The sequence below is a fragment of the Sporosarcina sp. P33 genome (assembly GCF_002077155.1).
Lineage (GTDB): Bacteria > Bacillota > Bacilli > Bacillales_A > Planococcaceae > Sporosarcina.
In genome coordinates, this window is sequence record NZ_CP015027.1 from 82,990 (window position 1) to 95,556 (window position 12,567).

Consider the following 12,567-nt stretch of genomic DNA (forward strand, 5'->3'; position numbering starts at 1 on the left):
ATGGGCATTGAAAAAATCACCATGCCGAAATTGGGTGAAAGTGTTACAGAAGGCATCATCGAAAAGTGGCTCGTCGCTGCTGGTGATACAGTGGCTAAATATGATTCACTTGCTGAAGTAACGACAGATAAAGTAACAGCGGAAATACCATCTTCATTTTCGGGTACGATCACAGAAATCCTGGCAAAAGAAGGCGACACAATTGAAGTGGGGGAAGCAGTTTGTCTGATCGAAGCAGACGGTACTGCCCCGCAGTCTGTAAACGCATCCGCTTCTGCGCCTGAAGAGCCATCCGAAACAGTATCAGCACCGGCTGCTGAAGCACCAAAAGCGTCAGAACTAAAACAGTCTGACGCACCTGCATCGCCTGCCGGCAAAGCGGCAGGCAGATATTCGCCCGCTGTGCTGAAACTCTCGCAGGAACACGGCATCGACCTGACACAGGTAAGCGGAACGGGACGTGAAGGAAGAATTACCCGAAAAGATATTCAGGCTGTAATCGATAATGGCGGAGCACAGCAGCAAACGCCGGCGCCGGAAGCTGCAGTTCCTTCCGCCAAGGAAGAGCCGCAGCAGCAGCTGACACCGTCTGAGGCGGACCAGCCGTCGTTTACACAGCACGTCACGCCGAACATTCAGCTCGAAAACGGCGATATCGAGATTCCGGTAACAAGCGTCCGCCGTGCAATTGCGAAAAACATGGTGCGTTCTGTGACAGAAGCGCCGCATGCTTGGACGATGGTAGAAGTGGATGTAACGGAACTGGTATTGCTTCGTGAGAGTGTTAAAACCGAATTTAAGGAAAAAGAAGGATTTAATCTGACATACTTCGCTTTCTTCATCAAGGCTGTCTCACAGGCGTTGAAGGAATTCCCTGCGGTCAATTCTATGTGGGCCGGTGATACAATCGTCATGAAAAAAGATGTCAATATCTCGATTGCAGTGGCAACAGATGAGGCATTATATGTTCCGGTCATCAAGCAGACGGATGAGAAAACGATTAAAGCCATTGCCCGCGATATTCATGAGCTTGCAGCAAAAGTGCGTAAAGGCAAGCTGCAGGCAAAAGATATGCAGGGCGGAACATTCACCGTGAACAACACCGGATCATTCGGTTCCGTTCAGTCCATGGGGATCATCAATTATCCGCAGGCTGCTATTTTACAAGTGGAGACAATCGTCAAGCGCCCTGTTGTCATGGACAACGGCATGGTCGCAGTGCGCGATATCGTCAACCTGTGCCTGTCACTCGATCACCGGGTCCTGGACGGTTTAGTTTGCGGACGTTTCCTCGCCCGCGTGAAAGAATTGCTGGAAAATATGTCCAAAGATAAAACTTCACTATATTAATAGCCAGCAACCTCCAAAGAAGCTTTGGGGGTTGTTTTGTATATATCGGTACGTGCAGTTTACAGATGAATGCACGTAATATTTTCACTAATGAAAAACAGGTCCCTTTTTTGTATTGTTATGAAAAATTAGACCATAATTCGGTTTTTCCTCTTCCATCATTTCGCAGTCTACGGTACACTTGAACTATTAATGGTTTAAAAAAGGGGAAGGAGCACCATTATGCCTATACATAAAATGAAAACATTCAAGTTTACAGCCCCGAGCTTTACCGAATGGAAAGAAGCGGCTGTAACCACTTTAAAGGGAAAACCTTTTGAGTCGTTAAACACGAAAACACCTGAAGGGATTGAACTGAAACCTCTTTACACAAAAGAGGATACAGATCAGCTTGAAATTTCACGTGTGACGAAGCCGGCTTTTGGCTGGACAATTGCGCAGCCGGTGAGTGCAGCTAATGGGGAGCAGTATGTGCAGCAAATGAAAGAATCACTGGATAGAGGCAATCAGGCAATTGCATACAATGGTTTGAAGCCGCTCGTCTGGGCGGAACAAGATCTGAAGCAAGTCGCTGAGCTTATGACGCAGTATCCAATTTTATTTACAGAAGTGCAAAGTAATGATCCGATTTTGCGCGCATTCACATATGTTGAGGAATCAAAGCGTGCAGAAGTTCAAGGAATCTGTATCAGTGAAGTCCCTGTACTGCCTGAAGGATTTGACGGTGTGCGTGCTAAAGGCGCCGATTTATGGACAGCGCATCATGAAGGAGCGGATGCAGTGACGGAGCTCGCGTTATCACTTGCAATTGCTGCTGAACGTGCGGAAGAAGCCGCTTCATTTGAAGAATTTACGAAGAGCTTTTATGTGCGCTTTGCATCTGACACTCATTTCTTCATGGAAATCGCGAAGTTCCGTGCGTTCCGTGTACTTTGGAAGCTGTTTAATGAAGCATACGGTGTGGATCACCCGCAACAGGTGCCATTGCTCGGCATCACGTCACTGCGTTCATATTCTAAACTGGATCCATATGTCAACTTATTGCGCGGCGGCAACTCGGCATTCGCAGCGGTGCTTGGCGGCGCGGACTGGCTGACTGTATTGCCTCACGACGTGCTGACTGGCACATCGCAGAGTTCGAACAGATATGCGCGAAATATCCAGCTAATTCTGAAAGAAGAGACGCATATTGACCAGGTGCTTGATCCGGCTGGCGGCTCGTATTTCATCGAATCATTGACATCAGAGTTAATTCGCAAAGCATGGAAGAAATTCCTTGAAATTGAAGAAATGGGCGGCAGCCAAGCATTCTTGCAATCTGGGGAATTGAGTAAGCTCTATGCTCAGCGTCAGAAAGAATTGGCCACAGGCAAGAAGACGTTAATCGGTACGAATGTGTATGCTGAATTGACAGATTTGAGCTTCGAAGACGCGGCAACAGTTTCAGTATCGAAACGTCTGGCAGAACCTTTTGAAAATCTTCGTTCAAAGCAGCAGGGCGAATTACCGAAAACGGTATTGCTCAACTTTGGTGCGCTGAAAGATTATAAACCGCGTGCAGATTTTGTCAGCGGATTTCTTGCAGTTGGCGGCATCGAAGCCGTCTGGAGCCCATCGTTCGAGTCAAACGATCAAGCGCTCGATTGGATCAAAGAACAGCAGCCTGATTATGCAGTAATCTGTGCGTCCTCAGCAGATGCAGAAGAAGCGGTGACGAACTTCCTGGCATCGTATAAAGGGAATTGCGTCATTGATGCAGCAGGAAAATACGCGCAGGAAACAGCAGATCACTGGCAGGCAAATGGATTGAATGGTTTCATTTTCGCCGGTCAGGATAAAATTGAGAAGCTGAATGATATTATTTCTAATACAAAAGGGGGCCGTTCCGTTGAGTAAACCTGATTTTCGCAAAGTGAATATAGAGCAGTCACTCAATGAACTCTCACAGCAGGCAGCAGCAAAAGAGAACTTCGTGACGAATGAAGGAATCGATGTAGCGCCCGTCTATACAGCAAAAGATATCGAACATACTGAACACCTGAAAGACTTCCCGGGAATTGCGCCAAATACGCGCGGACCGTATCCGACAATGTACGTGGCACGCCCATGGACAGTCCGTCAATACGCAGGTTTCTCCACTGCTGAAGAAAGTAATGCGTTCTACCGCCGGAACCTTGCGATGGGACAAAAAGGACTTTCCGTAGCATTCGACCTCGCTACGCACCGCGGGTATGACTCCGATCATCCGCGTGTAACCGGCGACGTAGGGAAAGCCGGAGTTGCGATTGACTCGATTGAAGATATGAAGATTTTATTCGACGGTATTCCGCTTGATCAAATGTCAGTGTCGATGACAATGAACGGTGCTGTATTGCCGATCATGGCGTTTTATATTGTAGCGGCAGAAGAGCAGGGGGTACCTACAGAAAAATTGTCGGGTACGATCCAGAATGATATTTTGAAAGAATATATGGTTCGGAACACGTATATATTCCCGCCGGCTATGTCGATGCGAATTATTGCGGATATCTTCTCATATACATCGCAAAACATGCCGAAATTTAACTCGATCTCCATTTCGGGCTATCACATGCAAGAAGCGGGAGCGACAGCAGATATCGAGCTGGCATATACGCTGGCAGACGGACTGGAATATGTTCGGACAGGCTTGAAGGCGGGCATTGATATTGATTCATTTGCCCCGCGCTTGTCATTCTTCTGGGCAATCGGCATGAACTACTATATGGAAGTGGCGAAAATGAGAGCAGCACGGAAGATTTGGGCGCAGATGATGCAGTCATTTGATCCGAAAAATCCGAAGACACTCGCATTGCGCACACACTCTCAAACGTCTGGATGGAGTTTGACAGAACAGGACCCGTTCAACAACGTGACACGTACACTAGTGGAAGCGAATGCCTCCGCAATGGGCCATACTCAGTCGTTGCACACGAATGCACTTGATGAAGCAATTGCGTTGCCGACAGACTTCTCTGCACGTATTGCGCGTAATACGCAGTTGTTCCTGCAGGAAGAGACGATGATGACGAAAGTAATTGATCCTTGGGGCGGTTCCTACTATGTGGAAAAATTAACAGAAGAGTTAATAGAAAAAGCATGGGAACTTATCGGGGAAATCGAATCTCTTGGCGGTATGGCTGCAGCAATTGAGACAGGCTTGCCGAAGATGAAAATCGAGGAAGCTGCGGCGAAGCGTCAGGCGAAAATTGATTCACGCGCCGAGACAATTGTTGGCGTGAATAAATATCGCCTGGATACGGAAGATGCGATTGATATTTTGGATATCGACAATACGCTGGTGCGCCAAAAGCAAATTGACCGCATTCATGACATGAAAGACAAGCGTGATGAGGCCGTGGTACAGGCAACGCTTGCTGCGATTAAAGAATCTGCGAAGAGCGGCGAAGGTAATCTGTTGGCGCTTGCAGTTGACGCTGCAAGAGCGCGCGCGACAATTGGTGAAATTTCGGATGCGATTGAATCTGTATCCGGCAGACATAAGGCGGTGATCCGTTCGGTGAGTGGTGTATACAGCTCAAACTTCTCAAATGAAGAGGAAATTCAGGAAGTAAAAGATATGACAGACGAGTTTCTTGAAAATGAAGGTCGCCGTCCCCGTATTTTAATTGCCAAAATGGGGCAGGACGGACATGACCGCGGAGCAAAAGTAATCGCTTCTTCATTCGCTGATCTTGGCTTTGACGTTGATATCGGACCTTTATTCCAGACTCCAGAAGAAACTGCTTTGCAGGCGGCAGAAAATGATGTGCATGTCATTGGAGTCAGTTCACTTGCAGCAGGACACAAGACGCTGGTTCCGACATTGCGTGAAGAGCTGAAGAAAATCGGCCGTGAAGATATTCTTGTGGTGGTGGGCGGAGTAATTCCTGCCCAGGATTATGAGTTCTTGCGTACGAACGGTGCAGCAGCAATCTTTGGCCCGGGTACAGTCATTCCGGTGGCGGCTCAAAAAGTCATCGAGGAGATTTACCGACAGCTGGGCTACGAGGAAGTGACGGATTGACGGATAAACAAAACGAACGAGATGAATCAGCAATGCATGTGATGCGCGGAATAGAATCCACACATGATGGGTTTGTTGCCTCTTCCCGTAAACGCTTTGTTAAAAAAGATCCATCTCATAAAAACCTGGATATATTGCAGAAAGAAATAGAGAGCGGTTCACGCCTTCATTTAGCAAGAGGAATTACGCTGCTTGAAAGTACTAAGCCAAGTGATAAGAGAGTGGGGCAGGAAGTGCTGACCAGCCTTCTTCCGAAGACAGGAAACTGCATTCGAATTGGTATCACAGGTGTGCCCGGTGCCGGGAAGAGTACATTCATTGAAGCATTCGGCCTGATGCTTGCGGATATGGGACATAAAGTGGCGGTTCTTGCCATTGACCCGAGCTCGACATTAACAGGCGGAAGTATTTTAGGCGATAAAACCCGTATGGAGGAGCTGGCGCGGCATAAGAACGCGTTTATCCGCCCATCTCCGTCAGCGGGAACACTTGGCGGGGTTCATAAGAAGACACGGGAAACGATGCTGCTTTGCGAAGCGGCGGGCTATGATGTAATTTTGATTGAAACAGTCGGTGTTGGACAAGGTGAAACAATTGTGCGCGGAATGGTCGATTATTTCATGCTGCTCGTGCTGACTGGTGCCGGCGACGAACTGCAAGGTATGAAAAAAGGAATCATGGAGCTGACTGACGGGATTGTTGTGCATAAAAATGACGGCGCCAACAAGCCGCTTGTGAAAAAGACGGTTCGGGAGTATACGCGGATCCTGCATATGCTGCAGCCTGCTTCACCTGACTGGACATCGACCGCGCAGCCCGTTTCTTCTATAGAACATACGGGACTTGCAGAAGTATGGGAGACCGTGCTGAAGTTTGAGCAGAAAATGAAAGAACTTAACCATTGGGATACGAGACGTCAGCATCAGACAAGGGACTGGTTCCATTCGATGATCCGCGACCATCTGATTGATTCGTTTTTCTCGGAGCAGGGACGGAAAACAGAGGTAAAAGCGCTTGAAGAAGAGCTGCTTGAAGGAAATTTGACCGTAACTGGTGCAATTGACCGATTGTTTTCTTCTTGATTCCTGTCCAAATATGCTATGATTGAAGAGGATGGCCCGCATACTGTCAGTGAGCGCACTGCATCCATTGAAGCGGCTGTCACAATTATACGCAATTAGAGAGGAGATACTGTAAAATGACAATGAACTTTGATTTTTACATGAACGATATGACGAACCAGGCGAGAGCAGAAATGGAAGCCAGCGGTTATGAACAACTAAAGACACCTGAGGATGTAGAGGCGGCATTCAAACGCCCGGGCACGACATTGGTAATGGTGAACTCTGTTTGTGGATGTGCAGGAGGAATCGCACGTCCGGCAGCTGCCCACGCGGTGCACTACGACAAGCGTCCTGACCACTTGGTGACAGTGTTCGCCGGTCAAGATAAAGAAGCTACAGCACAGGCGCGCATGCACTTTGGAGAAGACCACATCCCGTCCTCCCCATCATTCGCACTGCTGAAAGACGGCAAGCTGATCGGCGAAGTGGGACGTTATGAAATCGAAGGCCACGACCCGATGTCTGTAGTAGTGAACCTTCAGGAACAATTTGAAGAACACTGCGAAGAACTATAAAAAAAGCGGAATGCGCCGTTCAGCCACGACAGACGCTGGAGGGCCTGAAGCGAAAAACGGTTTTTGCCTTTTGACTCAGGACCGAAGCGATCCGAGAGGCTGGCGCATGCAGCTGGATGAAACAAAAGCGGAATGCGCCGTTCAGCCACGACAGACGCTGGAGGGCCTGAAGCGAAAGGCGGTTTTTGCCTTTTGACTCAGGACCGAAGCGATCCGAGAGGCTGGCGCATGCAGCTGGATGAAACAAAAGCGGAATGCGCCGTTCAGCCACGACAGACGCTGGAGGGCCTGAAGCGAAAGGCGGTTTTTGCCTTTTGACTCAGGACCGAAGCGATCCGAGAGGCTGGCGCATGCAGCTGGATGAAACAAAAAAACAGTTCGCATGTAAAAACATGCGAACTGTCAGTAAGTTAAAAGAACATGCTGAGACCCATGAACATTGTCGATGCAATCATTGCGATGATCATCAGGTAAACAACTGTTTTCTGAATTTTTTTATTACTCATGCAACATAACTCCTTACTCGTTGGAATAGGTTTGATTCTATTTTAACAGAATTAAGGATTTTCACAACTGGAATGGCTGTTCTATGAAACGGACAAGAGAAAAGTAGTAAAAGGGGAATGTCATATGAACAATGTAGATCATATCGGGATCGCTGTGAAGAGTATTGAAACTTCATTACCATATTACATAGATACACTCGGATTTACTGTGAAAGCGGTTGAAGAAGTGGCGAGCCAGGGTGTGAAAGTGGCTTTCATTGATGCACATAATGTGAAGATTGAGTTGCTTGAGCCAATGACTGAAACGAGTCCTATTGCAAAGTTTATTGAAAAACGCGGCGAAGGGGTGCACCACATCGCATTCGGCGTATCAGATATCCGTTCAAGAATGAAGGAATTGGAAGAAAAGGGTGTCCAACTGCTTTCTGACGAACCAAAACCGGGTGCTGGCGGAGCAGAAGTGGCTTTTCTGCATCCTAAATCATCCTACGGCGTGCTATATGAATTATGTGAAAAGACTAAGGGGGAATAATAGATGAATATTTATGATAAAATTAATGAACTATACGATAAAAAACGTGAAATTGAGCTGGGCGGAGGCGACGAGCGCATCATCAAGCAGCACGAAAAAGGCAAACTGACAGCACGTGAGCGTATCGAGTTGTTGCTCGATGAAGGCACATTCGTTGAATTAAACCCGTTCGTCGTTCACCGTACGCGTGATTTCGGCATGGATCAACTGGAAGGACCCGGCGACGGTGTCGTAACAGGTTACGGTAAAATTCATGGCCGTCCCATCTATTTATTCTCCCAGGACTTTACGGTATTTGGCGGTGCACTTGGGGAAATGCATGCAATGAAAATCGCCAATGTAATGGATTTGGCAGCGAAAAACGGTGCACCATTCATTGGTTTGAATGATTCGGGCGGCGCACGTATTCAGGAAGGTGTATTATCTCTTGACGGATACGGGGAAATCTTCTACCGCAACGCGATTTATTCCGGTGTAATTCCGCAAATTTCTGTTATTCTTGGGCCTTGTGCAGGCGGCGCGGTGTATTCACCGGCAATCACAGACTTCGTTATTATGACGGATAAAACGAGCCAGATGTTCATTACAGGACCAAAAGTTATTGAAACTGTAACTGGCGAGAAAATTACGTCTGAAGGACTGGGCGGGGCGAAAGTTCATAACTCAATCAGCGGTAACGCACACCTTCGCGGGGAAAATGAAGAAGACGTGCTGGAAAAAGTACGTGACTTGCTGTCTTACCTGCCACAAAACAACACAGAAAAAACACCGATTCAGCCATACGAAGAACAGGATGACTACCGTGAAGATTTGGCGGATGTAGTACCTTATGAAACGATTCGTCCATATGACGTGCGCAAAGTGCTTGAGCATGTCGTGGATGAAGGTTCATTCTTTGAAATTCAGCCTGAATTCGCAAAGAACGCTGTAGTTGGGTATGCACGTATGAAAGGTGAAACAGTCGGCTTTATCTGTAACCAGCCGAAAGTAATGGCTGGAGGACTTGATATTGATTCTTCAGATAAAATTGCGCGCTTCATCCGCACATGTGACTCATTCAACATCCCGCTGATCACATTTGAAGACGTAACAGGCTTCTTCCCGGGGATCAAACAGGAGCATGGCGGGATTATCCGTCACGGCGCGAAGATTCTTTATGCATATTCGGAAGCAACTGTACCAAAAATCACATTGATCCTGCGAAAAGCATTCGGCGGCGCGTATGTAGCCCTTAACTCTAAATCGATTGGTGCAGACGTAGTTTACGCTTGGCCGAATGCGGAAGTGGCAGTTATGGGAGCAGAAGGCGCGGCAAACATCATCTTTGCACGTGATATTGCGAAGAGTGAAAATCCGGAAGCTACACGTGCAGCGAAGATCGAAGAATACCGTGAGAAATTTGCGAACCCGTATGTTGCAGCTTCACATGGTATGATTGATGATGTAATTGATCCACGTGAAACACGTATTAAATTATTACAGGCGCTTGAAATGATGCGCAACAAGCATGAGGACCGTCCGAAGAAAAAACACGGCAATATACCTCTATAAGTAAGGGAGACTTTCATCATGAATGCACAACGATTAATGGAAGAGTTTTTAGAGCTGGTCAAAATCGACTCTGAAACGAAAAATGAACGAAACATTGCAGATATCCTTACGAAAAAGCTGCAGGCACTGGGCTTTGACGTAACAGAAGATGATTCAGCAAAAAAGACAGGGCATGGTGCCGGTAATTTGATTGCCAATTTACCGGGTACGGCCCCAAACGCGGATCCAATCTTCTTTACCTGTCATATGGATACTGTCGTTCCAGGTAAGTCTATTCAGCCAGTGGTCAAAGAAGATGGTTATGTTTACAGCGACGGCACAACCATTTTGGGCGCTGACGATAAAGCTGGCATTGCTGCACTGCTTGAAATGGCGAAGGTGCTGCAGGAGACAGATAAGCCGCATGGTCCGATTCAGTTCATAATTACAGCGGGTGAAGAAAGCGGATTGGTTGGCGCGAAAGCGATGGATCCTTCTCATTTGCAGGCTAAATATGGCTTTGCAATAGACAGTGACGGCAAGGTGGGCGGCATTGTCACTGCCGCTCCTTACCAGTCGAAGTTGTGGACGACAATTTATGGAAAAACAGCTCATGCAGGCGTGGCTCCTGAAAAAGGAATTTCCGCTATTACATTAGCTGCAAAATCAATTGCCGGTATGAAGCTTGGCAGAATCGACGAAGAAACAACGGCGAACATCGGCCGGTTTGAAGGCGGCAAAGCGACAAACATTGTCTGTGAAGAAGCATTCATCCTGTCAGAAGTCCGTTCCATCAATCCTGAGAAAATGAAGAAACAGATCGAAATGATGACGGAGAAGTTTTCTTCCACTTCAACTTCATTAGGCGGAAGAGCAGAGACGGAAACACAACTGATGTATCCGGGCTTCTCAATTGCAGATGACGAAGAAGTCGTACAAGTCGCGATGAAAGCCATCCGTAATGTCGGCCGTGAACCGAATATCATGACAAGCGGCGGCGGCAGTGACGGAAACGTCTTTAACGGTATGGGCGTGCCGACAGTGACATTGTCGGTCGGCTACGAAGAAATTCATACAAAAAATGAACGCATGCCGGTTAAAGAGCTGGAAGTACTGACCGAATTATTACTTGAAATTGTCAGTCAGGCAGCGAAAACGGCTGAATGATCCGGAGCCTACTGTATGAAAGAAGGTGCAGCTATGCAAACTGTGATTGTGCGCACTGGGAACGAAGAATATGCATTGCCTGTAGAATCAGTCATTTCGATTGAGAAACTTGGATACGTCACGCCGATTCCCCATCTGCCGGATTATTTACTCGGTTTGATGAGGTTCCGCGGCGAACTGGTGCCTATTCTGGATATGAGCCAGATCTTTTACCGCCGCGCAACACCGCGGGATGCAGAATCTCATGTGGTCGTAGTAAAAACAGATCAACTGGAAATCGGTTTATTAGTGCTGGATGCAAGAGAAATTCTGGAATTACCAGAAGACCGCTTAACGTCCGCAGCGTTAAAAGCCTATTCCAAGACACCTTATTTCATAACGGTAGCTAATCTGGATCACCGGGTCGTGACCGTCATCGATCCGATGATTATGGCAAATTCACTTCAGGGCATGGATGAAATTTCCCGCTATATGAAGGAACAGCATCAATCAAATTAGTAGGCAAGCAGTATAGAAACTTGATAAAATGGGAAGAGTGGCAAACTGCATTCGGTTTGCCGCTTTTTCCTATTACGTAACTATTCCGTGGAAAGACAGGTGTTTACATGACGCATCCAACGACAGCGACGCCGCGTGTCATTATGCATCTTGATATGAACAGCTTCTTTGCCTCTGTTGAACAGGCTGCGAATCCGCAATTAAAGGGCATTCCTTTGGCGGTTGCCGGCAATCCAAAAGAAAGACGGGGAATTCTCGTGACCTGTTCATATGAGGCAAGGGCATTCGGCGTCTATACTACGATGACAGTGGGAGAAGCTAAAAGACTTTGTCCAAACCTGACCATTATTCCGCCGCGCCATGAATTATACCGGCAAATGTCTGATTCTGTATTTGAAATTCTTAGAAGCTATACGGAACGGGTGGAGCCGGTATCGATTGATGAAGCGTATATTGATACAACGGAAATCGGCGGACTGACGCGTGCATACGACCTCGCCCAGGAGATTCAACTGCGTATTTTACAGGAATTAGATTTGCCTTGTTCGATTGGCATTGCACCTAATAAATTTCTTGCGAAAACAGCGTCTGATATGAAAAAGCCAATGGGCATCACTATTTTGCGCAAACGCGAGGTGCCAAAAGTGCTTTGGCCATTGCCTGTCATTGAGATGCACGGCATCGGCAAGCGCACCGAGGAGAAACTGCACAGTGAAAATATAAAGACGATCGGCGATTTGGCAGCCGCTGAAAAGATTACGCTGGAAGCGCTGCTCGGCAAAAATGGCTTGCGTCTGAAACAGCGCGCAAATGGTGTGGATGCGCGTCCGGTAGATCCGGAAAGTGCAGAAGAACGCAAAAGCATCGGGAGTTCCACGACTGTCCCGATTGATCTGACGGAATACACTGAATGTGTGCCGATATTTGAACGCCTTGCGAAGAAAGTGGCGGCACGGCTTGAAGCAAAACAGCTGGCCGGAGTTACAGTCAGTATTCAAATACGATATGCCGATTGGCAAAATACGACCCGAAGCAAAACATTGCAGCAGGCAATCTATCTCGAGGAAGATATAACGAAGATTGCACTGCAGTTATTCCGCCAGCACTGGAATGACGAACCGATCCGTTTGCTGGGAATCACTGTCGCAAATGTTATCGAACGGCATGAAATGGTCAAACAGCTGTCTTTCGATAATTTTGAACAGCAGGAAAAAGAATATGAAATGGAACGGCTTGTATCTAATCTGACGAAGCGCTTCGGCGATGGTATTATTAAAAAAGGGTTTACGAAATAATAGGA

Annotated in this window: 11 protein-coding genes; 10 read left to right on the plus strand and 1 reads right to left on the minus strand. The window is 47.3% G+C overall.

Annotated features, from left to right (window positions below; all coding sequences use genetic code 11):
* From SporoP33_RS00450 to SporoP33_RS00470, 5 genes are all read left to right on the plus strand, one after another.
* The gene (locus SporoP33_RS00450) at window positions 1-1,350 is read left to right on the plus strand and encodes a dihydrolipoamide acetyltransferase family protein (protein ID WP_081241913.1); all 1,350 of its coding nucleotides are present in this window, start codon (window positions 1-3) and stop codon (window positions 1,348-1,350) included.
* A gap of 222 nt (window positions 1,351-1,572) precedes the next feature.
* Window positions 1,573-3,246 (plus strand): methylmalonyl-CoA mutase family protein, encoded by a 1,674-nt coding sequence (locus SporoP33_RS00455; RefSeq protein WP_081241914.1) that lies wholly within the window; start codon window positions 1,573-1,575, stop codon window positions 3,244-3,246.
* A complete protein-coding gene (gene scpA, locus SporoP33_RS00460; RefSeq protein ID WP_081241915.1) occupies window positions 3,239-5,395 on the plus strand; it encodes a methylmalonyl-CoA mutase in 2,157 nt (718 codons plus the stop codon). Before SporoP33_RS00455 ends, scpA begins: the two co-directional genes overlap by 8 nt.
* Window positions 5,396-5,427: 32 nt before the next feature.
* Entirely contained in the window at window positions 5,428-6,477 is a 1,050-nt protein-coding gene (gene meaB / locus SporoP33_RS00465) for a methylmalonyl Co-A mutase-associated GTPase MeaB (RefSeq protein ID WP_081244696.1), read from the plus strand.
* 116 nt (window positions 6,478-6,593) lie between these two features.
* Window positions 6,594-7,034 (plus strand): BrxA/BrxB family bacilliredoxin, encoded by a 441-nt coding sequence (locus SporoP33_RS00470; protein ID WP_081241916.1) that lies wholly within the window; start codon window positions 6,594-6,596, stop codon window positions 7,032-7,034.
* 410 nt (window positions 7,035-7,444) lie between these two features.
* On the opposite strand, the gene prli42 is transcribed toward SporoP33_RS00470, so the two are convergent.
* Window positions 7,445-7,540 (minus strand): stressosome-associated protein Prli42, encoded by a 96-nt coding sequence (gene prli42, locus SporoP33_RS15840; RefSeq protein WP_155961272.1) that lies wholly within the window; start codon window positions 7,538-7,540, stop codon window positions 7,445-7,447.
* A 124-nt stretch (window positions 7,541-7,664) separates the two neighbouring features.
* Here prli42 and mce point away from each other — a divergent pair, with 124 nt between their 5' ends.
* From mce to SporoP33_RS00500, 5 genes are all read left to right on the plus strand, one after another.
* Complete coding sequence (gene mce, locus SporoP33_RS00480) at window positions 7,665-8,072, plus strand: methylmalonyl-CoA epimerase (protein ID WP_081241918.1); 408 nt, start codon at window positions 7,665-7,667, stop codon at window positions 8,070-8,072.
* Between the two features lie 3 nt (window positions 8,073-8,075).
* Complete coding sequence (locus tag SporoP33_RS00485; protein WP_081241919.1) at window positions 8,076-9,623, plus strand: acyl-CoA carboxylase subunit beta; 1,548 nt, start codon at window positions 8,076-8,078, stop codon at window positions 9,621-9,623.
* Window positions 9,624-9,641: 18 nt separating this feature from the next.
* Window positions 9,642-10,769 (plus strand): M20/M25/M40 family metallo-hydrolase, encoded by a 1,128-nt coding sequence (locus SporoP33_RS00490; protein ID WP_081241920.1) that lies wholly within the window; start codon window positions 9,642-9,644, stop codon window positions 10,767-10,769.
* Window positions 10,770-10,784: 15 nt separating this feature from the next.
* Complete coding sequence (locus SporoP33_RS00495) at window positions 10,785-11,267, plus strand: chemotaxis protein CheW (RefSeq protein ID WP_081241921.1); 483 nt, start codon at window positions 10,785-10,787, stop codon at window positions 11,265-11,267.
* Window positions 11,268-11,374: 107 nt separating this feature from the next.
* The gene (locus SporoP33_RS00500) at window positions 11,375-12,562 is read left to right on the plus strand and encodes a DNA polymerase IV (RefSeq protein ID WP_081241922.1); all 1,188 of its coding nucleotides are present in this window, start codon (window positions 11,375-11,377) and stop codon (window positions 12,560-12,562) included.
* Window positions 12,563-12,567: the final 5 nt, after the last annotated feature.

What these genes read in the sequence shown, in the direction of transcription:
- SporoP33_RS00450 (WP_081241913.1), top strand. Translation starts at nt 1, where the DNA reads ATGGGCATTGAAAAAATCACCATGCCGAAATTGGGTGAAAGTGTTACA.
- SporoP33_RS00455 (WP_081241914.1), top strand. Translation starts at nt 1,573, where the DNA reads ATGCCTATACATAAAATGAAAACATTCAAGTTTACAGCCCCGAGCTTT.
- meaB (WP_081244696.1), top strand. Translation starts at nt 5,428, where the DNA reads ATGCATGTGATGCGCGGAATAGAATCCACACATGATGGGTTTGTTGCC.
- SporoP33_RS00470 (WP_081241916.1), top strand. Translation starts at nt 6,594, where the DNA reads ATGACAATGAACTTTGATTTTTACATGAACGATATGACGAACCAGGCG.
- prli42 (WP_155961272.1), bottom strand. Translation starts at nt 7,540, where the DNA reads ATGAGTAATAAAAAAATTCAGAAAACAGTTGTTTACCTGATGATCATC.
- mce (WP_081241918.1), top strand. Translation starts at nt 7,665, where the DNA reads ATGAACAATGTAGATCATATCGGGATCGCTGTGAAGAGTATTGAAACT.
- SporoP33_RS00485 (WP_081241919.1), top strand. Translation starts at nt 8,076, where the DNA reads ATGAATATTTATGATAAAATTAATGAACTATACGATAAAAAACGTGAA.
- SporoP33_RS00490 (WP_081241920.1), top strand. Translation starts at nt 9,642, where the DNA reads ATGAATGCACAACGATTAATGGAAGAGTTTTTAGAGCTGGTCAAAATC.
- SporoP33_RS00495 (WP_081241921.1), top strand. Translation starts at nt 10,785, where the DNA reads ATGAAAGAAGGTGCAGCTATGCAAACTGTGATTGTGCGCACTGGGAAC.
- SporoP33_RS00500 (WP_081241922.1), top strand. Translation starts at nt 11,375, where the DNA reads ATGACGCATCCAACGACAGCGACGCCGCGTGTCATTATGCATCTTGAT.